The organism is Xanthobacter sp. 126 (assembly GCF_000526175.1).
GTDB lineage: Bacteria > Pseudomonadota > Alphaproteobacteria > Rhizobiales > Xanthobacteraceae > Xanthobacter > Xanthobacter aminoxidans.
Window position 1 is genome coordinate 206592 of the sequence record NZ_JAFO01000001.1, and the last position, 26424, is coordinate 233015.

Below are 26424 nucleotides of genomic sequence, written 5' to 3' on the forward strand. Positions count from 1 at the left end.
ACCGGTCGAGGCAACCCGGCGGGCCGAAGATCGGCGCGCCCGAGAGGCATGGCGAAGCGCAGTGCTGGACATCTACACGATCATCTTCTTGGCCCTTGCGGTCTTCATCTTCGTCCGGCTGCGCAGCGTTCTGGGGCAGAGGACGGGGCGTGAGCGCCCGCCTTATGATCCCTATTCCCGCGATACCGCCCGTCCGCCGCAGCCGGCCCCCGAGGGGAAGGTGGTGACGCTGCCCGAGCGCAACGGACCGCCGCCCGGCGCCGCAGGCCCGGCCGAGGTCGAGGCACCGGCCTTCCGCTGGGAGGGTGTTGCGGCGGAAGGGTCCGCCACCGCCACCGCGCTCGACGAGATCGCCCGTATCGAGCCGGACTTCGACGCCAAGCACTTCCTGACCGGTGCCCGCGCGGCCTACGAGATGATCGTCACCGCCTTCGCCACGGGCGACCGTCGCCAGCTCAAGGATCTGCTCGCCAAGGACGTCTATGACGGCTTCGTCTCCGCCATCGCCGACCGCGAGAGCCGCAAGGAGACAATGGAATCGCGCTTCGTCTCCATCGAATCGGCGGACCTGCAGGACGTCACCGTGCGCGGAACCAATGCGCAGCTGACCGTGCGTTTCGTGTCGAAGCTCATTTCCGTCACCCGTGGCCCGGACGGCTCGGTGGTGGATGGCAGCCCGGACACGGTGGCCGATGTGACCGACGTGTGGACCTTCGCCCGCGATCTCGGCACGCGGGACCCCAACTGGAAGCTGGTGGCGACGGAAGCCGCCCAGTAGCCCATGGCACAGGCGCGCGCCGTAACTGCCGGCGTGCGGCGCTTCGATCCTGGCGTTGCCGCACGATGCGCGAGCCTCACCGGGACCGTGGTGGCGCTCTTTGCGGCGACGTCCTCCTGCGTCGCCGCCCCGGCCTCTCGACCCATCCCAGCACCGGCCATGTCGCTCCAGCCCATCGTTCCCGTCGTGGCCGGCGCGCGGCTCGAGCCCGTCGCCTTCACGGACCTCGACGGCTGGATCGCCGACGACCACGCCGCGGCCTTCGCCACCTTCCGCGTCAGCTGTGCGGCTTTGAAGTCGCCGCCGAAAGATGTGGGCCCGTCCTCCGCGCCAACGCTCCGGCAGGGACTGCGCTACGCCTGCGCCGCGGCCGCGCGGCTCGGCCCGGATGCACCCACTCCCCTTCTCGCCCGCTTGTTCTTCGAGGCGAATTTCCGCGCGTGGCGGGTGATCCCGGACGGCGGCTCAGGGGGCTACTACACCGGCTATTACGAGCCGGAGGTGGAGGGCGCGCTCCAGCCCGGCAACGGCTTCGATGTTCCGGTCTATGGACGTCCCGGCGATCTCGTCATGACCGGTCCCGGTGCCACGCCCAATTCCGGCTCTGCCTTTCGGCGGGAGGGGGACGCCCTCGTGCCGTATCACGATCGCGCCGCCATCGAGGACGGCGCGTTGGCGGGGCGCGGGCTGGAGATTGTCTGGCTTAAGGATCCCGTCGATCTGTTCTTCATGCAGATCCAGGGCTCCGCCCGCGTGCGCCTCCCGGATGGCCGGATTCTTCGGCTGGGTTATGACGGCTTCAACGGCCAGCCCTATGTGGCGGTGGGGCGTCTCTTGATCCAGCGGGGGCTGGTGCCGCGGGAAGAGATGTCCATGGCGCGCATCCGCACCTTCATGGAGGCTGATCCCGCGGCGGGCCGCGCCTTGCGGCGGGAGAATCCGACCTTCACCTTCTTCAAGGCCCTGACGCTTGGTGTCGATGCAGGCGCCATGGGCGCGCAGGGTGTGTCGCTCACGGCGGGGCGCTCGCTGGCGGTGGATCGCAAGCTCCACACCTACGGCACGCCCATCTTCGTGGAGGCCGACCTGCCGCTCTCCGCTCCCGGCACGGCCGTTCCGTTTCGTCGGCTGATGATCGCGCAGGACACGGGGTCGGCCATCGTCGGGCCGGCGCGGGCGGACCTGTTCTTCGGTGCTGGCGATGCAGCAGGCGCGGTAGCTGGTCGCATCCGGCACTCGGGCAAGTTCACCATGCTGGTGCCGCACTTCGCCAAGGTGGATTCCGGAGGCACGCCATGAGCCGCCGGGGCCGCCGCCGGATACTTGACGCGGAAGAGCGCGCGCTGTGGGACCATGTGGTGCGCTCGGTGAAGCGCCTGCGGCCTGAAAAGCCCGTTGTCGCGCCGCCTTTGGTGCCCGCCCCCGAGCCGCTCCCCGTCGTCGCGCCGCCGCCCGAGCCGAAGGTGAAAACGAAAGCCAAGGCCGGAACCTCGGCCAAGGTCGTTGCCCCCACGTCCCCGCCGCCCCCGCCTCTGGCTGCGCTGGAGCCGAAGACCCGCCGCCGCCTCAGCCGCGGGGCGGAAGTGGATGCGCGCCTCGACCTGCACGGCCTCACCCAGGCGGCCGCCCATCGCCGCCTGCGCCTGTTCCTCATGGAGGCGCAGGCGAGCGGCCATGCGCTGGTGCTGGTCATCACCGGCAAGGGCGATCCCGAGCGCCTGATGAGTTCGGGGCCGGCCTTCGGCGAGGGCCGGGGCGTGCTCAAGCGGGCGGTGCCGCTGTGGCTCGCCGAGCCGGACCTGCGGGCGGTGGTGGTTGGGTTCGAGTCCGCCGGACGCCGCCATGGCGGAGAGGGCGCGCTCTACGTCCGCATCCGCCGCCGCCGCTGAGCGTTCTTATTTCAGAGGCAGGCGGACGACGGCATCCCATAGGTGCGCCCCGCCCCGAGCAGGTGGGCGGTGAAGCGCCGCGCCGGGAACAGCCGCGCGATGGCGGGATCGGCGACGCTCAGTCCGCCGGCATAGGCGCCGAACGCCGGCAGGATCATCCTGCTGCCATCAGTGACGAAACACCGCCGCCGCACCCCCCGTCCGCGTGTCACCACCCGCGCCGCGGGGTGGAGATGCCCGCACACCTCGCCCGGCGCCGGCCCCTCTTCCGGCTCGTGGCGGAAGAGCAGCGGGCCGAGGGCGAGCATGGCGGTGCCCTCGCCGCCGAGGTTGTGGGGCAGGGGATCGTGGTTGCCGGCGATCCAGATGAAGGTGCGGCCGGTCTGGATGCGGCGGATCTCGTCGCGGAACGGGTCGGTCATGCGCTCGCCGGCCCAGCGGTCGTGCAGACTGTCGCCCAGCGCGATCACCATGCGCGGCTGGTGCAGGGCAACGACGGCAGACAGCCGCTTCAGCGTGTCGAGGGTGTCGTAGGGCGGCAGCATCTGGCCGCGCCGGGCGAAGGCGGAGCCTTTCTCGAGGTGGAGGTCCGCCACCACCATCAGCCGCTCGTCCGGCCAGAGCAGGGCTCCGGACGGGTCAAGCTCCAGCTCGGCCCCGCGGAGGTCGATCCGTGCGAGGGAGAGGTCCGCTGATTCGGTCAGGGCGAGCATGGCGGCGGATTTTGCCCAACGGCGCCACGGAGGCAAGCGGAGCGTTTGCAGGGGCATTCAGGCACCTTCAGCGCCAGATGCCAGCTTCTGCCAGCATGATGCAGAGGTCGTCCGGCCAGACCTGCTCCGCGAGCGCCGCCAGCGCCTGTCTTTTCCACCAGGCGTGACCGACCAGCGCCTTGCGCTCATCCTCCGACCAGCCGGCGGACGAGACCACGAGGTCGGGCGCGCGCACGAGGAAATAGCGCTCGTCCGACCGCACGCGCCGCCCGTCCGGCATTACGAACGAAACCGTGCGCCGGGCGACGACGGGGCCGGGATGGGCGATGGCGAGGCCGGTTTCCTCGAGAAGCTCGCGGCAGGCGGCCTCCGCATAGGTCTCACCCGGCTCCAGCCCGCCCCCGGGTGGGGCCCAATAGACGTTGCCGGCCAGAGCACCCTCGGCATAGGCGAAGCGGAACAGCAGTAGCCGGTCCGCGCCATCCAGCACGAGGAGCCGGGCGGCGGGGCGGTCGATGGCATCATCCATGGCGTCACTCACAGGAAGCTCTGCGGGTCCACGTCGATGGCCACCTTGATGTTGCCCGTCACCTTCGGTGCGACGGCCCGCCATTCCCTGAGATAGGCGGGAAGGTCGAAGTTGCGCGGTGAGCGGACCAGCAGGCGCCAGCGGTGCCGCCCGCGCAGGATGGCGAGCGGCGCTTCCGCCGGGCCGAGGATGCGCACGTTCGGCACGATGGGCGCGGAGGTGGCAAGGCGCCGGGCATGGCCTTCCGCCACATGGGCCTCGCTGGCGGAGACGATGAGCGCCGCCATGCGGCCGAAGGGGGGCAGGTGCGCCTCCTCGCGGGAGGCGATCTCCACATCGTAGAAGGCGTCGCGATCCCCCGTCACCAGCGCGCGCATCACCGGATGCTCGGGCATGTGGGTCTGGATGAAGCCGCGCCCCTCCGCCTTGCCGCGCCCGGCGCGCCCGGCCACCTGATGCACCAGCTGGAACGTCCGCTCGGCGGCACGCGGGTCGCCATGGCCGAGGCCGACGTCCGCATCCACTACGCCCACCAAAGCGAGGCCGGGGAAATTGTGGCCCTTGGCGACGAGCTGGGTGCCCACCACCACATCCACGTCGCCCTTCGCCACCGCGTCGAGCTCGGCCCGCATCCGCTCCACCCCGCCGAGCAGGTCCGAGGAGAGGACGAGGGCGCGGGCATTGGGGAAGAGGGTCTGCACCTCCTCCTGAAGCCGCTCCACGCCGGGCCCGACCGGGACGAGGCTGTCCGGCGCGTCGCAGGCGGGGCATTTCTCCGGCACCGGGGCCTGGTAGCCGCAATGGTGGCAGGTGAGGCGGCGGCGGAAGCGGTGCTCCACCAGCCAAGCGGTGCAGGAGGGGCAGCGCATCCGGTGGCCGCAGGAGCGGCACAACGTGAGCGGCGCGTAGCCCCGGCGGTTGAGGAAGAGCAGCGCCTGCTCGCCCGCCTCCAGCGTCGTGTTGATCTCGGCTTCCAGCCGCGGCGCGATCCAGCGGCCGCGCGGCGGGCCTTCCTTGCGCAGATCGATGGGGGAGAGGCCGGGCACCTTGGCGCCGCCGAAGCGCACGGGGAGGGCGAGCCGCCGATAGCGCCCGCGCCGGGCATTCACCTCGGTCTCGATGGAGGGCGTCGCCGAGGCCAGCACGATGGGCGCGGAGGCGAGGCGCGCCCGCACCACCGCCATGTCGCGCGCATGGTAGCAGACGCCGTCCTCCTGCTTGTAGGCAGGGTCGTGCTCTTCATCGACGATGATGAGGCCGAGGTCGCGGAACGGCAGGAACAAGGCGGAGCGCGCCCCTGCCACCACCTTCACCTGTCCCGAGGCGACCTCGTTCAGCACCTTCGCGCGGCGCCGGGTGGAGACGCCCGAGTGCCATTCCGCCGGCTTCACGCCGAAGCGCTCGGTGAAGCGGTCGAGGAAGGCCTGGGTGAGGGCGATTTCCGGCAGCAGGATCAGCGCCTGCCGGCCGGCGCGGATCGCTTCCGCCACCGCCTCGAAATAGGTCTCGGTCTTGCCGGAGCCGGTCACGCCGTCGAGCAGGTGCACGGCGAACGTCTTCGCCTTCACCGCCGCGACCATCGCCGCCGCCGCCTCCGACTGCGGCTGCGACAGCTCTGGCACCGCATGGTCGGGATCGGGCGGGTAGGCGGCGGGCTCGGGCGGCAGCACCACGGCTTCCAGCGTGCCGTCATCCACCAGCCCGTCCACCACGGAGGGCGAGACGCCGGCCTCTCGCGCCGCTTCGGTCTTGCCGCGCACGAATCCATCCGCCAGCGTGTCCAGAAGCCGGCCGCGGGCGGCCGTCATGCGCGCCGGCGCCGTGCCGGTGAGCCGCACGCCCACCCGCTCGCGCGCTGCGCCCGGGCTCTCGCCGTGCCGGAGGGCCATGCGCAGCACCATGCCGCGCGGCGCCAGCGTGTAGTCGGCCATCCAGTCGATGAGCTTGATGAGGTCGGGCGGCAGCGGAACATAATCGAGCTTCGCCTTCACCGCCTTGAGCTTGCCGGCGTCCACCGCCTTGCCGCCGGCAGCCTGCACGCGCGGCCAGACCACGCCGATGACGCTCTTGGTGCCGAGCGGCACGTGCACGAGGTCGCCGGGCGACACCTCCATCCCCTCTGGCAGGAGGTAGGAATAAGCGGCGTCGAGGCCGAGGGGGAGCAGGACGTCGACGGTGCGCGGGCTCATGTTCGTCTTTTGGTCCGGCGCGCGGGAAAGGTCAAAGGGCGGGGTGGCTCTGACAGGGGATCGGAGGAGCTCAACCCATTTTCTCTGCAAGCTCGGAGGGGTTGCGAAGCTTGGCTGTAATGGTAGGGTGGAACCTCATTCCGGGGGGAAAATGATGCGAATTCTGATGACGGCGGCCGCCTTTTGCTGTGTGCTGGTGGGCGGGGCAAGCGCGGGCGAACTGCGGCCGGGCCATGCGAGCAACCTCTGCCTCGACGTCAAGGGCGGCCTCGACCAGCCCAATGGCACGTCGATTATCGTCTTTCCGTGCAACGGCGGCGACAATCAGTCCTTCACCTTCATGGGTGACGGGACGATCCGGGCCGGCAGGCGTTGTGTCGACATTTCGGGCGGTGCGGCGCGCGCCGGGGACCGGGTCATCATCTATTCGTGCAACGGCGGCGCCAATCAGCAGTGGCGGGTTGGCGCGAACGGCGAAATCATCGGGCAGAACAATATGTGCCTTGATGTGCCCCGTTTCGGCGGGGCCGGAACGGGCGTGGTTGCCTGGCCGTGCAAGAGCAACGGTGAAGACCGTTCCAACCAGCAGTGGGGCACGCGCTAAGGCAGGGAAAGGCGGACGGCCCGGCCGCATCGGGGCTGCATCCGCGGCCCTGATGGCGGGTTTCGTGCCTCCTCGTGCGTCGGCGGCCTTGCTTTGTGGGCCGTCGGCCTCTACCTCGAACCCATGAAATTCCTCGATCAGGCCAAGGTCTATGTGCGCTCCGGAGACGGCGGGGCAGGGTGCGTCTCGTTCCGGCGCGAGAAGTTCATCGAGTTCGGCGGTCCCGATGGCGGCGACGGCGGACGCGGCGGTGACGTGTGGATCGAGTGTGTCGACGGTCTCAACACGCTGATCGACTACCGCTACCAGCAGCATTTCAAGGCCAAGAAGGGCGACCACGGCAGGGGCGCCAGATGCACCGGCGCCAAGGGCGCCGACGTGGTGCTGAAGGTGCCGGCCGGTACCCAGATCCTCGACGAGGACGAGGAGACCATCCTCGCCGACATGACGGAGGTGGGCCAGCGCATCAAGCTGCTCGAAGGCGGCAATGGCGGCTTCGGCAACGCCCAGTTCAAGACCTCCACCAACCAGGCTCCCCGCCGCGCCAATCCCGGCCTCGAAGGCCAGGAGCGGTGGATCTGGCTGCGGCTGAAGCTGATTGCCGACGCCGGTCTCGTCGGCCTGCCCAATGCCGGCAAGTCCACCTTCCTCGCGGCGACCACGGCAGCGAAGCCCAAGATCGCCGATTATCCCTTCACCACGCTGCATCCCGGCCTCGGCGTCGTGCGGGTGGACGGGCGCGAGTTCGTACTGGCCGATATTCCCGGCCTGATCGAGGGCGCCCACGAGGGCATCGGCATCGGCGACCGTTTCCTCGGCCATGTGGAGCGCTGCCGCGCGCTGCTGCATCTGGTGGACGGCACCTCCGAGCATGCCGGCAAGGCGTACAAGACCGTCCGCGCGGAGCTTGCCGCCTATGGCCACGGTCTCGACGAGAAGCCGGAGATCGTCGCCCTCTCCAAGGTGGATGCCCTCTCGCCCGAACTGCTCAAGCAGCAGAAGGAGCGCCTCCAGCGCGCGGCGAAGAAGAAGCCGCTGCTCCTCTCCGCCACCTCGGGCCAGGGCGTGCCGGAGGCGCTGAGAGCGCTTCTTGAGGTTGTGGAGGAGGCGCGCGGCGTCGAGAAGGAAGAGGCGGCACCGCGGGATGGGTGGCGGCCCTAGGCCGGGTTCTCGTCTCCATTCCGTTTCGCATGTGTCGGCGGGCTTGAACTTCAGCAGCCCGATGGCCTATGCCGTGGCCAAGGCGCATGACGTGCCGCTCCTCTTCAAGGGGGATGACTTCTCCCGCACCGACGTGCGCCGCCCGCACGCCTGAAGTGCCCTGCCGGTTCGCATGTCCATGTCCTCCCCCGAAACCGCTTCTCCCGAGTCTGCATCCTTCGAAGCGTTCTCCGATGCGCAGGCGAAGACACCCGCCTTCGCCGATTTCCGCCGCATCGTCATCAAGGTGGGCTCGGCCCTTCTGGTGGACCGGGCGCAGGGGCGGGTGCGCCTCGCCTGGCTGACCTCGCTGGTGGAGGACATCGCGGCCCTGCACGCCAAGGGCTGCGAGGTGATGGTGGTATCGTCCGGCGCCATCGCCCTGGGGCGCACCGTGCTCGGCCTGCCGTCGGGGCCGTTGAAGCTGGAGGACAGCCAGGCCGCCGCCGCCGTGGGTCAGATCGCGCTCTCCAAGACCTGGGCGGACATCCTCGGCCATTACAACATCACCGCCGGGCAGGTGCTGCTGACCCTCGGCGACACCGAGGAACGCCGCCGCTACCTCAACGCGCGCTCCACCCTCGGCCGGCTCATGGAGCTGCGCTCCGTGCCGATCATCAACGAGAACGACACCGTCGCCACCACCGAGATCCGCTACGGCGACAACGACCGCCTCGCCGCCCGCGTCGCCACCATGGCGAGTGCCGACCTGCTGGTGCTGCTCTCCGACATCGACGGGCTCTACACCGCCCCGCCGGCGCAGGACCCCAATGCGACGCTGATCCCCGTGGTGCCGCGCATCGGCGCCGAGATCGAGGCCATCGCGGGCGATGCAGGGTCGGAGCTGTCGCGCGGCGGCATGCGTACCAAGATCGAGGCGGGCAAGATCGCCACCTCCGCCGGCACCCACATGGTGATTGCCTCCGGCCACGTGAAGAATCCGCTCAAGCGCATCATGGAGGGCGGGCGCTGCACCTGGTTCCTCACGTCCGCCAATCCCGTGCGCGCCCGCAAGAGCTGGATCGCCGGGGCGCTGGAGCCGCGCGGCACGCTGCATCTCGATGACGGCGCGGTGGCCGCGCTGCGCCGCGGGGCGAGCCTGCTGCCGGCCGGGGTGAAGCGCATCGACGGCCAGTTCGACCGCGGCGACGCCGTGGTGCTGCGCGGTCCCGATGGCGCCGAAGTGGGGCGCGGCCTCGTCGCCTACGATTCCAACCACGCCGCCCGCATCATGGGCCACTCCACCTCGGAGATCGAGGCGCTGCTGGGCGTGAAGGGACGGTCCGAGATGGTGCACCGGGACGATCTGGCGCTCGGGGTGGAGTGAAGGTCATCAGCACAACGCGGTACCGCTAGGTAAGGCGCTGAAACCCCTCGACAGGTTGTGTTTCGGCGTTTAGCGGTTGTGACTGCCACGGCTTTGGGGCGAGCCGGTGCGTTGCTCAAGCATGCCCCGGTCAGGGCGGAATAATGAGCGAACGGGTAAAGCTCCCCATTTGGGGGTCGGTCAAGCTCGCGTTCGAGTGGAGCATCGTGATTTGCCGGCGGCATTGGCGGCTGATCGCGATCTATATTCTGGCCGGGTGGGTTCTGAGCGGCCCATGGACGTCCACGCAGATCGGGTTCGATCCGTGGAATGTCGTGCGGCCTGCGGCGATCGCGGCTCCAATGCATTTTCAGCCGTTACCGGTCTGGTCAATCGCTCTGGTTGTCGGCCTCGTCGTCGCTTTCCTGCTCTTGATCTCGGTACCGCTGATCGTGCTTGCGCTGATCTCGCACAATGAGGTTTTGCGGGGGCGGGCGGGTTTTGATGCCGAGACCTTGGGCAGGGGGCCTGGGCGAATTCTGGGATATCTCTTTGATTTGCTGAGAATTGTGGTCGTTACCATTCTCGCGGTGTTGCTGGTGATGCTCGGCATCGCGTTGCTCGGGGCGCTGGTCAGAGCTTTGCGTCTTCCGGATTGGATGTTCGCTGTCGCAGCCATGGGGGCAATCTGGCTGGCCTTGGTCGCGATCCAGGCCCGGCTGCTCCTCCGCCTGCCGGGTCGGGCATTGGGGCAGGTCCTGTCCTGGGGCGAGGTGCAGCGCATGGGTCGCGGCAACACGTTGCGCCTCGTCGGCGCGCATCTGCTTGTCTGGCTGGTGTTCATTGTGCCGCTGGCAACTGTGATGGCGCCGGTGATGTTCCTTTACGCCTCTGGGTGGCCGCCGTTTTCCGCTCATTTTCCAACACCGACGGGGTCTCTGCCGACAATACCCGCCGTCGTTCAGGCGCTGGTGGCATTCCTGAACAGCATCATTTCCACGTTTGAGCTTGTCGTCTACTGCGCCTTTCTGTCAGTCGTGTACGGCCGGCTGCTGCCGGTACTGGACGAGCCGGACCCCAGTCTGCCGCCCATGGCCTAAGCCGTGCGCGCACCTGTCACACGCCCCACTTGACGTGCTAATCAAGGCGTCCGCCCCTATCTGAAGGGGCGGAACCCCATTCCCCGTTGTGAGAATCCCGTTATGTCCACCGCCTCCGCCCTCCGCACCGATGCCGCCGCCACTGCGGGCCGGCCCGTGCCGCCGGCGGAGCTGGAGGGGGTGATGCTGGCCATGGGCAAGCGCGCCCGCGCCGCGGCCCGCAGCCTCGCCCTCGCTGCGCCCGAGGTGAAGACGCAGGCGCTCAAGGCCGCCGCCGCAGCGATCCGTGAAGCGGCTGACGACATCCTCGCCGCCAATGCCATCGACGTGGCCAAGGCCAAGGCGGAGGGCATGACCGGCTCCTTCCTCGACCGGCTCACCCTCACCGCCGCGCGGGTGGAGGCCATGGCCGAGGGTGTGGAGCAGGTGGCCGAGCTGGCCGATCCCATCGGCCTCGTCACCGAGCGCTGGAGCCGCCCCAACGGTCTCATCATCGAGCGCGTGCGCACGCCGCTGGGCGTCATCGGCGTCATCTATGAGAGCCGGCCGAACGTGACGGCGGACGCCGCCGCTTTGTGCCTGCGCGCCGGCAATGCCGTGATCCTGCGCGGCGGGTCGGACAGCCTGAATTCCTCCGGCGCCATCCATCGCGCCTTCATCTCCGGCCTCGTTGCCGCCGGCCTGCCTGAGGATGCGGTCCAGTTCGTCAACGTGCCCGACCGCGCCGCCGTGGGCCACATGCTGGCTGGCCTCGGCAACACCGTGGACGTGATCGTGCCGCGCGGCGGCAAGAGCCTCGTCGCGCGGGTGCAGAGCGATGCGCGGGTGCCGGTGTTCGCCCATCTCGACGGCATCAACCATGTCTATGTGGACAAGGCCGCCGACCTCGACATGGCCAAGACCGTGGTGCTGAACGCCAAGATGCGCCGCACCGGCGTCTGCGGCGCCGCCGAGACGCTGCTGATCGACCGGGCGGTGGCCGGAACGCACCTCAAGCCGTTGGTGGAGATGCTGATCGACGCCGGCTGCGAGATCCGGGGCGATGCCGAGGTGCAGGCAGTGGACGCGCGGGTGAAGCCGGCCCTCCCTGAGGATTGGGATACCGAGTATCTCGACGCCATCATCGCCGCGAAGGTGGTGGACGGGGTGGGCGACGCCATCGCCCATATCGAGGCGCACGGCTCCCACCACACCGATTCCATCGTCACCGAGGATGCGGCGGCGGCCGATCGCTTCCTCGCCGAGGTGGACAGCGCCATCGTGCTGCACAACGCCTCCACCCAGTTCGCCGATGGCGGCGAGTTCGGTTTCGGCGCGGAGATCGGCATCGCCACCGGGCGGATGCATGCGCGCGGGCCGGTGGGTGCCGAGCAGCTCACCTCCTTCAAGTACCGCATCCACGGGTCGGGACAGACCCGTCCGTGATGTCGTCCGGCCCCGTCGTGGAGCCCGTGACGCCGCGTGCCGCGCGGCGCCTGCCCTTCGTCACGCAGGGGTTGCGCGTCGGGCTGTTCGGCGGCAGCTTCAACCCCGCCCATGCCGCGCACCGGGCGGCGAGCCTCCTCGCCCTGCGCCGGCTCGGCCTCGACCGGGTTTGGTGGCTGGTTACGCCGGGCAATCCCCTGAAGGACAACCGCGCCCTGCCGCCGCTGGAGGAACGCATCGCCATCGCCCGCGCGGTGGCGCGCCATCCGCGCATCGACGTCACCGGCTTCGAGGCCGGCATCGGCACCCGCTACACCTACGAGACGCTGGCCTATCTCGTGCGGCGGCTGCCGGGCGTGCGCTTCGTCTGGATCATGGGCGCGGACAATCTCGCCCATTTCGACCGCTGGCAGCACTGGCGCGGCATCGCCGACCTCGTACCCATCGCGGTGGTGGACCGCATGGGGCAAAGCCTTGCCGCGACCGCCTCGCCGGCCGCGCAGGCGCTGGCACGCTATCGTCTCGGCGAGCATGAGGCCCGCCTCCTGGCGGACTGCGCGCCACCCGCCTGGGTGTTCCTCCACGGGCTGAAATCTCCCCTCTCCTCGACGGGAATCCGGGCCGCACGGGGGCGGGCGGGAGGGCACGAGATCGAGTCCGCCCGTCACACGTCTTGAAAATTCATTGATTTGCAGGCATTCTGAGGCGTGCGGCGGTTTGGACCGTCGCCTTGAGCGAGAGGATTTGGACCCCTGTCCACGATGGCACTTCAGGCGGCCGCTGAGATGACACCGCCCGCCACGGTTTCAGACGCCAAGGTTTCCGAGGCGCTTCCCGACGCTGCGGAAATTCTCGCCCTCATCCAAGCCCGGCTGGATGACGACAAGTCCGAGGACATCGTCTCCATCGACCTGCGCGGCAAGACCTCCATCGCCGACTACATGGTGATTGCCTCCGGCCGCTCGCAGCGGCACGTGGGCGCCATCGCCGAGCACCTCATCGAGGCGCTCAAGGCGGCGGGGATCAAGCACGTGCGGGTGGAAGGCCAGCCGGCCTGCGACTGGGTGCTCATCGATGCGAACGACGTGATCGTCCACGTCTTCCAGCCCGAGGTCCGCACCTTCTACAATATCGAGAAGATGTGGTCCGGGACGCCCCGCTCCTGATGGCGTTTCCGGTTCCGGCGGGCCTGTAGACGACGTGCGCCTCGTCCTCGCCTGTGTCGGCCGGCTCAAAGCCGGCGCCGAGCGGGAACTCGTGACCCGCTACGTGGATCGCATCCGCCCCGCCGGCCGGCCCTTGGGCCTCGGCCCGTGCGACATGATCGAGATCGCCGAATCCGCCGCCCGCCGCGCCGAGGACCGCATGGCCGAGGAATCGGCGGCGCTTCTCGCGGCGCTGCCTGCGGGGGCCGGGCTCGTGGTGCTCGATCCGCGCGGGCGCAATTTCTCCAGCGAGGATTTCGCCCGCCGCATCGCTTCCGACCGGGACGGCGGGCTCTCCGCCCTCGCTTTCGTCATCGGTGGTGCGGACGGGCTCGGGGAAGAGGTGCGGGCGCGGGCGTCCCTCATGATCGCCTATGGCACGGCCACGTTTCCCCACCAGCTGGTGCGGGTCATGCTGGCGGAGCAGATCTATCGGGCGGTCACCATCCTCGCCGGTCATCCCTACCATCGGGCGTGACGCGCACGGGCGGGAATCCGCTGCTCGCATTGACATCCGGGTTCCGGCCCCTTATCACGCCGGCTCCGATCCAATTCCCGGTGTCGATAGGCCGCGCGGCAAGCGCGCCGCGGTCGGCTCCGAATTTCGACACGAGCGAGTTTGTCATGAAGATCCGCAATTCCCTGAAGTCGCTGCTCGGCCGTCACCGCGAGAACCGTCTCGTGCGCCGCAAGGGCCGCGTCTACATCATCAACAAGACCCAGAAGCGCTACAAGGCCCGTCAGGGCTGAGCGCTCAGGCTGGACTTCCGGTCCGGTCCTTCGATCTTGAGCAAACGTGATCTGCTGCGCCGGCCCGGGACTCCCCTGTGGCCGGCGCAGTTGTTGACGGCGCCTGCATCGCGGCGGACACTTCGTCGATGATCTTCCGCGCGATGCCTCTCCGCCTTGCCGACCGCGCCCTGCGTGCGCCGCGTCTCTTTCTTGCCGCCGTGCTGACGGTGGCGATCTCCGGCGGTCTCGCGCAGGCGCAGCAATTGCGCGGCGATAAGGCCATGCCACAGCCCGGTCCCCCGTCCGCCAGCCCATCCGATTCCGCCCCGGCCCGGCCGCGCCTGCCGAGGGACAAGCGGACCCAGGTGGAAGGCCTGTTCGCCGCCCTGAAGGTCGCCCCCGACGATCGCAGCGCCAAGATGATCGCCGATCGGCTCGACCAGATCTTCGGCGATTCCGGCAGTCCCAGCGCCGATCTCCTCATGGCCCGCGCGGCGGCGGCAGCCGAGGCGAAGGAGACGGACCTTGCCGTGCAACTGCTGGACGAGGTGATCGAGATCGAGCCCGATTATATCGGCGCGCTCAGCCGCCGGGCGACGATCTTCTACATGCGCGACGACTATGGCGCGGCCCTTGCGGACATCCGGGAGGTGCTGGCGCGCGAGCCGCGCCATTTCGCCATGCTCTACGGCCTGGCCTTGATCATGCGGGACCTCGGCGACGACAAGCGCGCGCTGCAGGCGGTACGGCAGGCGCTCGCCGTCAATCCGCATCTCGATGGGGCGGGTGAGCTGGAGAGCCAGCTCACCATCAAGGTCGAGGGCCGGGGAATCTGATCCGCTTCAGGGCTTCGCGCGGGGAGGCGGTGGCGGCAGGGGCGCGGGACCCTGTCCCTGCTTCGCCTGGTTCGATTCCGTGAGCTGCACCGTCCAGGACTTCTGCTCCTGGGTGTCCACCTCGAAGAAGCCAGTGCGGTCGAAGCCGCGGGCGAGGCAGTCCTCGGCGCCCTTGATGGTGAATTCCTTTTCCCGGGTGCACATGTAGGCCTTGCCGGCCCACTCGCCGCCCTGGTCGTAATCCACGGCATAGAGGTAATAGAAGCGCGCCGCGAGGTCGCCGCGCAGCAGCGTCTCGCAGCTGTTGGCCGCGACGTTCCACCAGCCTTCGGTGGCCCAGGCGTCGCCGTCCTTGTAGCCGAGCGCGATGCCGACCCGGCTCTGGGTGCGGTTGCACAGCCGGAATTCGGCGGCCGCGGGCGTGGGGATAAGGCTGATGCCGAGCCCAAGCGCGAACGCGGCGCTGAGCGCGAGCGCGAGGCTCCGTGGCGCGGGGGTCACCCGTCGGGCCGGCGCAAGCGCCGCGCAGGGTTCGGGCATGCCGTCGAAGCGGAGGGGCGTGGCAGCGAAGGGCATGATGGGACGTTGTGTGCCTCGTGGGCGTCGGGTCGTCAATGCCTGCCCTCCCGGTAGCCGGTGCCGGACGTCTCCATCCCGACCTCTCCCGTGCGGGCCGGACGCGCGCGCGGACGGGCCACCACGATGCCGGCAAGGATCAGCGCGCCACCCGCCGCCTGAAGCGCGGTAATGGGCTCATCCAGGAGCAGGGCGCCCAGCGCTGCGGCGGAGGCCACCTCGAGAAAGAAGACCAGCGCGCCGAACGCCGGCGGCACGGAGGCAAGGCCCACCGCCATCAGCCCCTGTCCGCCCACCTGCGAGACGAGGGCCAGCGCCACCAGCCCCGCAAGACCGCCGGCGCTGGCGGGCCACAGGGTCGGCTCTGCGATGAGGGCCACCGCCAGCAGGATCAGCGCCGTGGTGGCGGTGGAGACGAGGGTGATCGCTGCCGCCCCGCGTGAGGCACGGGCCCGGCTGACGGCGAGGAAATAGCCGGCGAAGAATACGGCCGTCGCCAGCCCCGCGGCGTCCCCCGGCAGATGCTGCGGATCGAACTGCCACGAGCGGCCCACGAGCGCCAGCGCACCGGCAATGCACAGCGCGAGGCCGATCAGCCCGTCACGGGACACCTTCTGGCGCAGCACGAGCACCGCGAAGGCGGTGATCCACAAAGGCGAGGTGGTGGCGAGCACGGTGGCGTTAGCGACGGTCGTGCCGAGGATGGCGAGATGCCAGAAGAACAGGTCCCCGGCGAAGAAGGCACCGGCCAGTAGCGACAGCCGGTCGGGCCGGAAGGCGCGCGTGCCCTCGGCGAGAGCGGCCCACAGGGCCAGCGGCGGCAGGGCGAGTGCCACCCGCCAGAAGGCACTGGCGAACGGCCCCACATCCGCGAGGCGGACGAAGAGCACGGAGGCGCCCATGGCCAGCGCCCCGAGCGTCAGCATCAAGGTACCGAACGCCAGCGTGAGGGAGGGGTTTTTGCTCACGAAAACCTGTCCCGCCGCGGGTCCCGGTCCGGTTGTGGATCACCGGCAAGGTGGAAAGCGGGGACGCATCCTTGACGCGCGCCTTTCGGCCCGCCTCTATCAGCGTTCCCTCCGGAGCCATCGCGGCTCCACCCTTTGACCCGCGCGCCGGCCCGGCATGGCCTCGACGGACGCGCGGCGGAACCCAAGGAGACCGTCCAGGTGGCGGAAGACGTTTCAGATTCCCCTGCGGGCTTTGCCAAGGAACAGCTCAAGTCCTTCATCGAGCGCATCGAGCGGCTCGAGGAGGAGAAGAAGGCCATTGCCGACGACATCAAGGACGTGTTCGCCGAAGCCAAGGCCAACGGCTTCGACGTGAAGGCGCTGCGCACCATCCTGAAAATCCGCAAGGAAGACGTCGACGAGCGCAAGGAGCACGAGGCCATCGTCGATCTCTATATGCAGGCGCTGGGCATCTTCGTCTGAGACGGCAGCGGGCGGAGGGGCCGCCCGCGCAGATCACATGCGCTGGCTGTTGTAGGCCACCTGGGGCGCACGGAACACGTAAGTCGGCAGGTCCGCCACGGCGGTGCCGGCGAAGCGGGCCTTGAGGCCGAATGAGCCGTCCCGCGAGAAGGCCGTCGCCACCACTTCACGCGGCGGCGCCATGAAGGTCGCCAACTGCCGCATCTCCGGCACACGCAGATACAGCTCGTTGGAGAGGCTCGGCGACAGGAACAGCCGCCCGAAGGCGATTTCGGAAAGCTTGGTGCGCGGGCGTGCGCTCGCCGGAGCGCTTGTCGCGGTCACTGGCGCCGTTGCCACGGCAGCCGGATGTCCGTGCGCGCCGGCCATGAAGCCGCCCGTCAGCGGCATCCGCTGATCCATCATGGAGCCGGCGGCGGCGTAGCCGAGAACCGGCCCGGTCTCCCCTTCGGTGCCGCGGGTGATGACCGAGGGCAGCGGCACGGGCGCCGAGGTGAGGCTGGCGGTGCGGGTGTTGCGGTCGGCCTCCGCCGGGCGGGGCAGGGGAAGAGGCGCGAGGAAGCCGTTGCGCGTCGCCTGCGCGCTGACCATGGCGCCGGCGACGATTTCGGCCGGCCGGGTCGGGGGAATGGGCATGGTGGCGGACGCGGTCCGCACCGCGCGGGCGGGCGCGGAAGCCGGCGTCTCGCGGCTGGCCGTGTCTTCGGCGGACGCGACCGTGGAGGAGGCGGCGGTCGGGGCCTCGCCGCCCTCGTCGTCGTCCGCATCCTTCTTGCCGAACAGGCTGGCGAAGAAGTTCTTGCCCTTGCCGGCGCTTGCGACGCCCACGCCGGGCTTGGAGCCGCGCGCCTGGATCTCGGCCAGCGCCACGTCGTATTTCGCCAGCGGACGCCCGTCGGTGGGCACATGCACCGTCTTGCCGTCCGGGAAGACGCGGGCGAGCTGGTCGTGGGTCATGCGGGGCCAGTGGCGCACGTTGCCGGTGTCCATATGGACGAAGGGCGAACCGGAGGTGGGGTAGAAGCCGACGCCGCCGCGCTGGAGCCGCAAGCCGGCGACGCGCAGGTCGGTGAGGTTCACACCCGGAATGTAGAAGTCCATCGCCTTGCCCAGCATGTGCTGGGAGAATTTCGCCACGCCGCTGGAGCGGGCGCGCAGCATGGAGTTGGTTTCCGGCGAGCGGTAGGACGAGACGATCTGGATGGGGGCGCTGGCATCCACCTCCCGGTAGACCTCCCAGACGATGTCGAACAGCTGGGGGTCCATCTGGGTCGACTTCTGGTTGCGCCAGTCGCGCAGGAAGTGATTCAGCTGGGCGAGCACCGCCTGATCGTAGCGGCCGTCCTTCTTGAAGGTGAAGCTACCGCTCTCGCCGGAATGGGTGTGGTGCAGGGTGATGGTACGGGTATCGCCGTTGGCCACCGCATTCTGCAGCGAGGTGGTGCCGGCGAGGATGAGACTTCCCGCCATGGCGAGGGCTGGCAGGATCGCCTGAAAGGCGGACCGGTCGCGCTGGCCGCTGGGGCGGCGCGTGTGGCGGACGGTTTCAGGCGTGGTGCGGATGGCCAATGTCTCGAACCCGAGGCTCAGATTTCAAGGACTTCGCGATGTGTTGCCGCGAAGCGATGGAGACGGAGTCTTGTCGGGTTCGGTTAAGGGTGCGTTGACACCCGGCTCCCCCAGCTCACCGAGGGCGGCAGATGGCCTTGCCTCGGGTCACGGTCCCGTGAGTAGCGGCGGAGTATGGCGAAAACGTGCCAGACGTTGCGTCGGGCTGTGGCCTCCATGCATCAGGCAAGGGGCAGCAGTGCTGACTTTCCTGCCAAAATCGCGGCAGGTTGTCGCGGCGCAAATGGTGGTAGGCAGCTAAGTTACTGATAAAAAAGAAGACCCGCCGGAGCGGGCCTTCGCGATCGATCAGGGATCAACGGGCGCGGGGCGCCGTCTTGGGCGTCGCGCTGTCGGCGATTCGCTGCTTGCCGTCGAGGCCCAGGTAGGTCTTGGTCGCGGCATTGATGCCGTAAAGATCCTCGCGCATCACGAGACGGCCCGCCCCATCCACGAAGGCGTTGAAATAGACGATGTGGACCGGGAAACGCTGCTTCAGGTTGATGTAGCGCTCCGAGCCGCCAAACATCTTCGAGATGCGCTGCTCGGTCCAGTTGTCGCCCGGCAGGCCGGCGTTGAAGATGACTTCGCCGAACTTCAGCGGCTCGTAGACGCGCACGCAGCCGTGGCTGTAGGCGCGGCGATCGTTCTGGAACAGCGCCTTGGACGGCGTGTCGTGCAGATAGACCGAGTGGTCGTTGGGGAACATGAACTTGATACGGCCCAGGGCGTTGCGCTCGCCCGGGTCCTGGCGGAACGAGTAGCCGCCCGAGCCGTTGCGCACCACCTGGATGCCGCGGCGGGCAAGGGCGCTGGGGTCGCTGCGCAGCAGCGGCATCATTTCGTTGCGGGCGATGCTCGGCGGGATGTTCCAGGCCGGATTCACCACGATGTACTGCATTTCGCGGGTCAGCAGCGGGGTCGGCGTCTCCGGCTTGCCCACCACCACGCGGGTCTCGTGGATCACCCGGCCGTCCTGGTAGATCCGCACCATGAACTCGGGGATGTTGACCATCACGAACTTTTCGCCGAGGTCGCGCGGCAGCCAGCGCCAGCGCTCCATGTTGGCGATGACGTCGTTGCGCAGGCTGCCGCTGGAGCTGGTGGCGCCCACATTGAGGGCGGCGAGCGTCGCCGGGCCGATGATGCCGGTCGGCTTGATCTTCGAAGCTTCCTGGAAGGCCTTCACCGCCTCCACCAGCGCCGGATCGTAGACCAGATCATCGCCTGGCTTGCCGACGATGCCGAGGCGGGCGCGCAGGGTGGGCATGCGCGGGTCGCTGGCGCCGGGCTTCACCTGCGGACCGGGCGGAATGGCGGGGATGGTGGGCGCGCTTCCGTTCGCCTTGGCGAGCTGCGCCTTCAGGGCCTTGTAGCCCGGGTGGGGCGGGTTGAAGGCGGCGAGGGCGGCGTTGGCGTCGGGGGCGTAGGCGATCTTGGTCAGGGTGGCGGTCGCGTCCGGGATATCGCGCACCGGGGTGACCAGCGAAGAGATGCGGCCGGGATCGAAGCGGCCGGACTGCGCATGGCGCGCATAGGTCATGGCGGCGACGGCGATCTTCAGCTCGGTGCGGGCGAGATCGGCCGCCGTGGCGCCCTTCTTCGGCAGGGGCACCTGATAGTCGGCGGGATCGAGACCGTCCTCGCCGGCGGCATCCAGCCGAGCGATCACGGCCCTGCCGCGTGCGTCGAGCCCGGTGTCGGTCACGAAGACCGGCATGGTCTGGCGCGCGCCATAGAAGGTCGTGAGCGCCTCCTGCTCCTTCTTGGAAGGGGTGATGCTCTCGGGCGTGGCGAGGAGCGTGGCGATGGCCTCGCTCACCGGCGCGAGCGGGTTGGCGGCAACGACGGGCTGCGGCGCGGGAACGGGCGTTGCGGCCTGGGCCGGAGCCGGCTGGGCGGGGGCGACTGGAGCGGGATTGGCCTGGGCGGGGGTGGCCGCAGCGGGGTTGAATTGGGCTGCGGCGGGCGTTTGAACCGGGGCGGGGGCCGGGCTGTCGCCAGCCGAATCGACGCCGCCGCGAACGGGGCTCGCAACGGAGGCGGGAGCGGCGGCACGGGGCACGGGCGCCGGGGCAGTGGCTGCTGGGGGCAGGGGCGTCGTGAGCGGAACCGCGGCATTGCCTGCGCCGTCGATGCCGCCGGTCGCGCGGGCGCCGGAGGGCGCGGCATCGCTTGTGCCCATATCCCCCGTGCCCATGCCGGCATTGGCGGTGACGGGAATGTCGCCCGTTGCTGCGGCGGCCGGGGCGACGCCGAGGGAGAGGCCCACCAGGCCAGCGCTCATCAGCCGGCACAACGTGCCCGCGACGCTAACCTCACGCTGCGCGATACCCATTGTGCTCTCCTCGCCTCCACCCGCTGTGTTGGTGCCGTGCCGGGAGGCTTCAATCAACTCACAAGCTTGGGCGAATGCCGGGTTTGTGGTGTCTTGTCACTCGGCAGCAACAAATTGTGCCGCCGACGGTTCCATCTGATGGTTGGCCTCTACCTCTGTCTCGCCCAGTTCGGCGAGCTTGCGGTAGAGCGTCGAGCGGCCGATGCCGAGACGGCGCGCCACCTCGGCCATCCGCCCGCCATAGAGGTGGCAAGCAAAACGGATGGCTTCGGCCTCGATCTGGTCCAGTCTGCGGGTGTGGCCGGAGGCATCGAGCCGGGCAAACGCGGTACCGATCATCTCTTCCGTCCCACGCTCGGGGCGAGCCTGAGTCGCGGCCGAGGGGAAGGCGATCACATTGTCCTGAGCGAGAGGCGTGGGAGCCCGCTGCGGGGCGGGGCGGCTGCCTGAAGCGGCCCGTGCGAGCGCCACGGCATTGCCGAGCGCCACCTCCAGACGTAGCGCGCCGGCGGGCTTCACGACGAAATCGCGCGCGCCGGCCCGGATGGCGCCGCCGGCGGCGTCGAGGCCGGCCGGGGTCACTTGAACCACGACCGGGGTCTCGTTGCCGCCTGCCGCAAGGGCGGACAGGACACCCATGCCGTCGAGGCCGGGCAGCACGAGGTCGAGCAGCACCGCGTCGAATCGCTCCGCCCTGAGAAGGGCGAGAGCCGAGTCGCCGTCATGGGCGACGGTGCAGCGGTAACCCATTCGGGTGAGCGCCTGTTCGAGGCGGCGCGCCTCGTCGGAATCGTCTTCGACGATCAGAAGGGAAGAAGACATGGAAGGGCGGGCGACTCGGTCGGGTGAGATTCGTCCCCGACATTGGGCGGCGATGGTTAAGAACCCCTCACCCTGATGCCGTACGCTCTCCCGCGGTCCGACCGCGCCCTTGCCGACCGCGCCTTCGCCAACCCGGCTTGCGGCGCGGGGCCATTGCGGCGATTTTGTCCGCCACGATCGAGTGCAAGAGCGGGTGCGGCCCAAACGGACCGCGCCGCCCGTTTCCGGAGGTTCCATGCCGCACACTCTTCCGCACGCCATTGCCCGCGTTTCGGCGATGCCCGTTCGTTCGCACGATTTCGAAAGCGCCTTTTCCGCCGCCCGTCACGCCGCCCAGACCGCCGTCGCCTCCGCCGCAGCCACCGAGACGCTGCCCGAGTGGAATCTCACCGACCTCTATGCAGCCATGGACGCACCGGAGCTGGCGGCGGACATCGCCAAGGCCGATGTGGAGTGCAAGGCGTTCGAGGACGCCTACAAGGGCAAGCTCGCCGACCTCCTCGCCGCCCCCAATGCCGGCGCGGCGCTGGCCGAGGCGGTGAAGCGTTATGAGGCGGTGGACGACCTCCTCGGCCGCATCGCCTCCTATGGCAGCCTCATCTATGCCGGCGACACCTCGGACCCGGCCCGCGCCAAGTTCTATGGCGACATCCAGGAAAAGCTGACCGATTCGTCCACGCATCTCCTGTTCTTCACGCTGGAGCTGAACCGGCTCGACGACGCGGCGCTGGAAGCCGCCATGGCCGACCCGGCGCTCGGTCATTACCGGCCGTGGATCGAAGATCTCAGGAAGGACAAGCCCTATCAGCTCGACGACAAGATCGAGCAGCTGTTCCACGAGAAGTCGAGCCCGTCGCGCAGCGCCTGGAGCCGGCTGTTCGACGAGACGATCTCCTCGCTGCGGTTCAACGTGGACGGGCAGGAGCTCGCCATCGAGCCGACGCTGAACCTGATGCAGGACACGAAGGAGGAGGTGCGCCGCACCGCCGGCCTCGCCCTCGCCGATACCTTCTCGAAGAACCTGCGCCTGTTCACCCTCGTCACCAACACGCTGGCGAAGGACAAGGAGATTTCCGACCGCTGGCGCGGCTTCCCCGATGTCGCCTCCTCCCGCCACCTCGCCAACCGGGTGGAAAAGGAGGTGGTGGATGCCATGGTCTCGTCCATCCGCGAGGCCTATCCGCGCCTCTCGCACCGCTATTACGCTCTGAAGGCCCGCTGGTTCGGCAAGGACAAGCTGGAGTTCTGGGACCGCAACGCGCCTCTGCCCAAGGTGGAGAGCCGCGACATCGGCTGGGGCGAGGCGAAGGACACGGTGCTCACCGCCTACGGCAACTTCTCGCCGAAGATGGCCGACATCGCCCGCACCTTCTTCGACAAGTCCTGGATCGACGCGCCAGTCCGCCCCGGCAAGTCGCCCGGCGCCTTCGCCCATCCCACTGTGCCGTCCGCCCACCCTTATGTGCTGCTCAACTACCAGGGCAAGCCGCGGGACGTGATGACGCTGGCCCATGAGCTGGGCCACGGCGTCCACCAGGTGCTCGCCGGCCGACAGGGCGCGCTGATGGCGCCGACCCCGCTGACGCTGGCGGAAACCGCCTCGGTGTTCGGCGAGATGCTGACCTTCCGCAAGCTGCTGGATTCGGCGGAAAATCCGAGGACCCGCAAGATCATGCTCGCCCAGAAGGTGGAGGACATGATCAACACGGTGGTCCGCCAGACCGCCTTCTATACCTTCGAGCGCCACGTCCATTCCGAGCGCCGCCAGGGCGAGCTGACCTCGGAGAAGATCGGCGAGATCTGGATGCAGGTGCAGAGCGAGAGCCTCGGCCCGGCCATCCACCTCGGTGCGGGCTACGAGACCTTCTGGACCTACATCCCGCACTTCATCCACTCGCCCTTCTACGTCTACGCCTATGCCTTCGGCGACTGCCTCGTGAACTCGCTCTATGCGGTCTACGAGAAGGCTTCCGACGGCTTCGCGGAGCGGTATCTGGAAATGCTCGCCGCCGGCGGCACCAAGCACCATGCGGAGCTGCTCGCCCCGTTTGGCCTCGATGCCCGCGATCCGGCCTTCTGGCAGACCGGCCTCAACCTCATCGACCGCATGATCTCCGAGCTGGAGAGCATGGAGGGCTGAGCGGACCCGGGCCTTGCGCGCCGCCTGAGAAAGCCGCTTGCGGACGCCTTGGGCTTTACCGATCCTCAACCCTGTTCGTTGAGGATCGGTTCATGAAGCCGCGGTCGGTCCTGATCCTCCTGACGCTGGCCGCGACCCTCCTGGCCGCGGCCCCGTGGCTGCGTGTTCCGCTGGCCCTCGTTTCCCAGGCTCTCGTTTCCCGGGCCTTGGCCCAGCCGGGCGCGCCCCCGCCAGCGGTGCCGCTGCCGCCGCCCGTCCCCAACCGCACCGGCATCGACACGGATGCGCTGAAGGCCGATGTGAGGGGCTCCGAGGAGGCCCAGCGCAAGCTCCGCGCCGACCTTGAAGCGGCGAAGGGCGATCGCGGCCGCCTCAATCAGATGCTGCTCGACACGGCCGCCCGCACCCGCGCGGTGGAGCAGCAGCTCATCGATGTGGAAGGCCGCATCGCCCAGCTGGACCGTTCCGCCGCAGACCTCAACACCTCCCTCGGCAAGCGCCGGGGCGTCCTCGCCCAGGTGCTGGCGGCCCTGATGCGCATGGGGCGCGAGCCGCCGCCTGCCATCCTCATGCGCCCGGACGATGCGCTGGACGCGGTGCGCTCGGCCATCCTGCTCGGCGCCCTCCTGCCGGAACTCAGGGTGGAGGCGGAGACATTGGCCTCCGACCTGTCCGAGCTGTCCCGGGTGCGTACCGAACTTGCGTCCGCTCGCGACAGCCTGACCAGCCTGCGCGCCGACCTCGACGAGGACAGCCGCCGCCTCGCCGTGCTGGTGGGCGAGCGCCAGAAGCGGCAGGCGGAGGAGCATCCGGTCGCTTCCGCCGACAAGGCGCAGGCGGAAAGCGTCGCCAAGGCCACGGGGGACGTGCACGATCTCGTGACGAGGCTGGAGAACGAGGTCGGTCCTTCCGCTAGGGCAGCTGATGCCGCGCAGGCGGTGACGCGCCCGCAGGAACCCGGGCGGCCCGACCTGACCGCGCTCAAGGACCCGGCGCGCCTGACGCCGGCCATCGCTTTCCCGCAGGCCAAAGGCTTGCTGCCGCTTCCGGTGGCCGGCGTGACGTTGCGGAATTTCGGGGCGGCGGACGGGGTGGGAGGTACCGAGAAGGGCATCACCATCGCCACCCGCGCCGGTGCCCCGGTGAGCGCGCCGGCCGACGGCTGGGTGGTCTACGCCGGACCCTTCCGCAGCTATGGCCAACTCTTGATTATCAACGCGGGCGGTGGCTACCATATTCTGATGGCAGGCATGGAACGGATCACCGTGGACCTCGGCCAGTTCGTCCTCGCGGGCGAGCCGGTGGGGGTCATGGGGGGCCTGTCCCGTACCGTGGCCAATACGGTGCAGCGCGGTCCGGGGGGCATCGGTCCCGGGGGGAGTGGCACATCCGCCCAAAACGGCTCACCGTCGCCCGCAACGGCCACGGGACAGCCCCAATTGTATGTCGAGTTCCGAAAAGACGGGCTCTCGATCGACCCCACGCCATGGTGGGCGGCAACGGACAGTCAGAAGGTACGTGGATAATGCGTCGGACGTCTCTCTTTCTATTTGGCGTGGCGGCTGGCGCCCTCGTGGCGGTTGCAGCGGTCCAGCCACGGCTGATCCTCGGGACCGCGGCAGAGGCCGCGTCGTCCGATACCTACAAGCAGCTCAATCTGTTCGGCGACGTCTTCGAGCGCGTGCGCTCCGACTATGTCGAGAAGCCCGATGACGCCAAGCTGATCGAGGCGGCCATCAACGGCATGCTGCAGTCGCTCGATCCGCACTCCTCCTACATGGACGCGAAGAATCACCGCGACATGCAGGTTCAGACCCGCGGCGAGTTCGGCGGCCTCGGCATCGAGGTCATCATGGAAGACGGCCTGGTGAAGGTCGTCACCCCCATGGAGGGTACCCCCGCCGCCAAGGCCGGCGTGCTCTCCGGCGACCTCATCGCCAAGCTCGACGGCGACCAGGTTCAGGGCATGACCCTGAATGAGGCGGTGGACAAGATGCGTGGGCCGGTCAACACGCCCATCACGCTCACCATCCTGCGCAAGGGCGTCGAGAAGCCCATCGAAGTGAAGCTGGTGCGCGACACCATCAAGCTTCAGACGGTGCGCTCGCGCGTCGAGGCGGATGACATCGCCTATATCCGCATCAATTCCTTCACCAACGAGCAGACCTTCGAGACCCTGAAGAAGGCCATCGAAGACCTGACCGCGAAGATCGGCCCGGACAAGATCAAGGGCTACATCATCGACCTGCGTAACAACCCCGGCGGCCTGCTCGATCAGGCGGTGGCGGTGTCCGATGCGTTCCTCGAGCGTGGCGAGATCGTCTCCACCCGAGGCCGCAACCCGGAAGAAACGCAGCGCTTCAACGCCCGCGGCGGCGACCTCACCAAGGGCAAGCCGGTGATCGTGATGGTGAACGGCGGCTCTGCCTCGGCCTCCGAGATCGTCGCCGGCGCGCTGCAGGATCACAAGCGGGCGACGATCCTGGGCTCGCGCACCTTCGGCAAGGCCTCGGTGCAGACCATCATCCCGCTCGGCCAGCAGGGCGCCCTGCGGCTCACCACGGCGCGCTACTACACGCCGTCGGGCCGCTCCATCCAGGCCAAGGGCATCGAGCCCGATATCGTCCTGGTGCAGGACCTGCCCGACGAGATGAAGCAGAAGCTCGGCGTTTCCACGGACTCGACCCGCGGCGAAGCCTCGCTGAAGGGCCACCTGAAGAACGGCGACGACGAGCAGACCGGCTCGCCCTCTTATGTCCCGCCGGATCCGAAGGACGACACCCAGCTGAAGCTCGCGGTCGAGCTGATGAAGGGCACCGTGAAGAACGCCGCCTTCCCGGCGACGCCGAACAAGTCCTCGCAGGCCAATTGATGCCCTGACGGAAGCTGACCGGCGCGCCGTTCAGCATCTGCCTAGACTTTAGGCAAATGCCCCGTCCGAATGCTCGGACGGGGCATTTTGCGTTCTGGGACTGCGCCGGGCAGCGATCGCCATCAAGGG

The 26424-nt window shown here is 68.9% G+C and carries 26 protein-coding genes; 18 read left to right on the forward strand and 8 right to left on the reverse strand.

What is annotated here, in order from left to right; translation table 11 throughout:
* The first annotated feature begins 64 nt into the window (after nt 1-64).
* Genes XAN126_RS0100935 through XAN126_RS0100945 form a run of 3 tightly spaced genes read left to right on the forward strand, consistent with a single transcriptional unit; the run spans nt 65 to nt 2667 of the window.
* Nucleotides 65-778, forward strand: a complete 714-nt coding sequence (locus XAN126_RS0100935) for a Tim44/TimA family putative adaptor protein (RefSeq protein WP_197024095.1) — start codon at nt 65-67, stop codon at nt 776-778.
* A gap of 3 nt (nt 779-781) precedes the next feature.
* On the forward strand, nt 782-2077 hold the full coding sequence (locus XAN126_RS0100940; protein ID WP_081762467.1) for an MltA domain-containing protein: 1296 nt from the start codon (nt 782-784) through the stop codon (nt 2075-2077).
* Nucleotides 2074-2667 carry a Smr/MutS family protein gene (locus XAN126_RS0100945; RefSeq protein ID WP_024276725.1) on the forward strand — a complete coding sequence of 198 codons (594 nt, stop codon included), beginning with the start codon at nt 2074-2076 and terminating at the stop codon, nt 2665-2667. Before XAN126_RS0100940 ends, XAN126_RS0100945 begins: the two co-directional genes overlap by 4 nt.
* 11 nt (nt 2668-2678) lie before the next feature.
* Here the strand turns inward: XAN126_RS0100945 and pdeM are convergent, their stop codons facing one another.
* The 3 genes from pdeM to XAN126_RS0100960 form a co-directional block, all read right to left on the reverse strand.
* Nucleotides 2679-3380, reverse strand: a complete 702-nt coding sequence (gene pdeM, locus XAN126_RS0100950) for a ligase-associated DNA damage response endonuclease PdeM (protein WP_029876545.1) — start codon at nt 3378-3380, stop codon at nt 2679-2681.
* 67 nt (nt 3381-3447) lie between these two features.
* The gene (locus XAN126_RS0100955; RefSeq protein WP_024276727.1) at nt 3448-3909 is read right to left on the reverse strand and encodes an NUDIX domain-containing protein; all 462 of its coding nucleotides are present in this window, start codon (nt 3907-3909) and stop codon (nt 3448-3450) included.
* 8 nt (nt 3910-3917) lie between these two features.
* Nucleotides 3918-6098, reverse strand: a complete 2181-nt coding sequence (locus XAN126_RS0100960) for a primosomal protein N' (RefSeq protein WP_024276728.1) — start codon at nt 6096-6098, stop codon at nt 3918-3920.
* Nucleotides 6099-6249: 151 nt separating this feature from the next.
* Between XAN126_RS0100960 and XAN126_RS0100965 the strand changes: the two genes are divergently transcribed.
* The 11 genes from XAN126_RS0100965 to XAN126_RS0101015 all read left to right on the forward strand — a co-directional run bounded on the left by XAN126_RS0100965 (nt 6250) and on the right by XAN126_RS0101015 (nt 14506).
* Nucleotides 6250-6702 (forward strand): RICIN domain-containing protein, encoded by a 453-nt coding sequence (locus tag XAN126_RS0100965; RefSeq protein WP_081762468.1) that lies wholly within the window; start codon nt 6250-6252, stop codon nt 6700-6702.
* Between the two features lie 123 nt (nt 6703-6825).
* Entirely contained in the window at nt 6826-7863 is a 1038-nt protein-coding gene (obgE, locus tag XAN126_RS0100970) for a GTPase ObgE (protein ID WP_024276730.1), read from the forward strand.
* Nucleotides 7864-7906: 43 nt separating this feature from the next.
* On the forward strand, nt 7907-8017 hold the full coding sequence (locus tag XAN126_RS28600; RefSeq protein WP_197022945.1) for a type II toxin-antitoxin system VapC family toxin: 111 nt from the start codon (nt 7907-7909) through the stop codon (nt 8015-8017).
* A 24-nt stretch (nt 8018-8041) separates the two neighbouring features.
* On the forward strand, nt 8042-9229 hold the full coding sequence (gene proB / locus XAN126_RS0100980) for a glutamate 5-kinase (RefSeq protein ID WP_024276731.1): 1188 nt from the start codon (nt 8042-8044) through the stop codon (nt 9227-9229).
* A gap of 143 nt (nt 9230-9372) precedes the next feature.
* Nucleotides 9373-10308: a hypothetical protein gene (locus tag XAN126_RS0100985; RefSeq protein WP_024276732.1), complete on the forward strand. Its 936-nt coding sequence runs from the start codon at nt 9373-9375 to the stop codon at nt 10306-10308.
* 183 nt (nt 10309-10491) lie between these two features.
* Nucleotides 10492-11733: a glutamate-5-semialdehyde dehydrogenase gene (locus XAN126_RS0100990; protein WP_051460719.1), complete on the forward strand. Its 1242-nt coding sequence runs from the start codon at nt 10492-10494 to the stop codon at nt 11731-11733.
* A complete protein-coding gene (locus XAN126_RS0100995; RefSeq protein WP_024276734.1) occupies nt 11733-12410 on the forward strand; it encodes a nicotinate-nucleotide adenylyltransferase in 678 nt (225 codons plus the stop codon). The genes XAN126_RS0100990 and XAN126_RS0100995 overlap by 1 nt, the downstream gene beginning before the upstream one ends.
* A 108-nt stretch (nt 12411-12518) precedes the next feature.
* Nucleotides 12519-12899 (forward strand): ribosome silencing factor, encoded by a 381-nt coding sequence (gene rsfS, locus XAN126_RS0101000; RefSeq protein WP_245272190.1) that lies wholly within the window; start codon nt 12519-12521, stop codon nt 12897-12899.
* Nucleotides 12900-12933: 34 nt separating this feature from the next.
* A complete protein-coding gene (gene rlmH, locus XAN126_RS0101005) occupies nt 12934-13416 on the forward strand; it encodes a 23S rRNA (pseudouridine(1915)-N(3))-methyltransferase RlmH (protein ID WP_024276736.1) in 483 nt (160 codons plus the stop codon).
* 146 nt (nt 13417-13562) lie between these two features.
* Nucleotides 13563-13688 carry a type B 50S ribosomal protein L36 gene (ykgO, locus tag XAN126_RS0101010; RefSeq protein WP_024276737.1) on the forward strand — a complete coding sequence of 42 codons (126 nt, stop codon included), beginning with the start codon at nt 13563-13565 and terminating at the stop codon, nt 13686-13688.
* Between the two features lie 143 nt (nt 13689-13831).
* On the forward strand, nt 13832-14506 hold the full coding sequence (locus tag XAN126_RS0101015; RefSeq protein ID WP_197023990.1) for a tetratricopeptide repeat protein: 675 nt from the start codon (nt 13832-13834) through the stop codon (nt 14504-14506).
* Between the two features lie 6 nt (nt 14507-14512).
* Here XAN126_RS0101015 and XAN126_RS0101020 read toward each other — a convergent pair whose 3' ends face one another.
* Both XAN126_RS0101020 and XAN126_RS0101025 read right to left on the reverse strand, forming a co-directional pair.
* Nucleotides 14513-15046, reverse strand: coding sequence for a DUF1036 domain-containing protein (locus tag XAN126_RS0101020; protein ID WP_029876548.1), 534 nt, complete (start codon nt 15044-15046; stop codon nt 14513-14515).
* A gap of 71 nt (nt 15047-15117) precedes the next feature.
* The gene (locus tag XAN126_RS0101025) at nt 15118-16050 is read right to left on the reverse strand and encodes a DMT family transporter (RefSeq protein ID WP_051460527.1); all 933 of its coding nucleotides are present in this window, start codon (nt 16048-16050) and stop codon (nt 15118-15120) included.
* Between the two features lie 201 nt (nt 16051-16251).
* Between XAN126_RS0101025 and XAN126_RS0101030 the strand changes: the two genes are divergently transcribed.
* Nucleotides 16252-16515 carry a DUF2312 domain-containing protein gene (locus XAN126_RS0101030; protein ID WP_029876550.1) on the forward strand — a complete coding sequence of 88 codons (264 nt, stop codon included), beginning with the start codon at nt 16252-16254 and terminating at the stop codon, nt 16513-16515.
* Between the two features lie 33 nt (nt 16516-16548).
* On the opposite strand, the gene XAN126_RS26735 is transcribed toward XAN126_RS0101030, so the two are convergent.
* The 3 genes from XAN126_RS26735 to XAN126_RS0101045 all read right to left on the reverse strand — a co-directional run bounded on the left by XAN126_RS26735 (nt 16549) and on the right by XAN126_RS0101045 (nt 21283).
* Nucleotides 16549-17985, reverse strand: a complete 1437-nt coding sequence (locus tag XAN126_RS26735) for a DUF882 domain-containing protein (RefSeq protein ID WP_081762788.1) — start codon at nt 17983-17985, stop codon at nt 16549-16551.
* Nucleotides 17986-18439: 454 nt separating this feature from the next.
* Entirely contained in the window at nt 18440-20461 is a 2022-nt protein-coding gene (locus XAN126_RS0101040) for a L,D-transpeptidase family protein (RefSeq protein ID WP_024276742.1), read from the reverse strand.
* A 96-nt stretch (nt 20462-20557) separates the two neighbouring features.
* Nucleotides 20558-21283, reverse strand: coding sequence for a response regulator (locus tag XAN126_RS0101045; protein ID WP_024276743.1), 726 nt, complete (start codon nt 21281-21283; stop codon nt 20558-20560).
* Nucleotides 21284-21560: 277 nt separating this feature from the next.
* Here XAN126_RS0101045 and XAN126_RS0101050 point away from each other — a divergent pair, with 277 nt between their 5' ends.
* From XAN126_RS0101050 to XAN126_RS0101060, 3 genes are all read left to right on the forward strand, one after another.
* On the forward strand, nt 21561-23423 hold the full coding sequence (locus XAN126_RS0101050; RefSeq protein WP_024276744.1) for a M3 family oligoendopeptidase: 1863 nt from the start codon (nt 21561-21563) through the stop codon (nt 23421-23423).
* A gap of 92 nt (nt 23424-23515) precedes the next feature.
* Nucleotides 23516-24949, forward strand: coding sequence for a peptidoglycan DD-metalloendopeptidase family protein (locus tag XAN126_RS0101055; protein WP_024276745.1), 1434 nt, complete (start codon nt 23516-23518; stop codon nt 24947-24949).
* The gene (locus XAN126_RS0101060) at nt 24946-26295 is read left to right on the forward strand and encodes a S41 family peptidase (protein ID WP_024276746.1); all 1350 of its coding nucleotides are present in this window, start codon (nt 24946-24948) and stop codon (nt 26293-26295) included. Before XAN126_RS0101055 ends, XAN126_RS0101060 begins: the two co-directional genes overlap by 4 nt.
* Nucleotides 26296-26424: the final 129 nt, after the last annotated feature.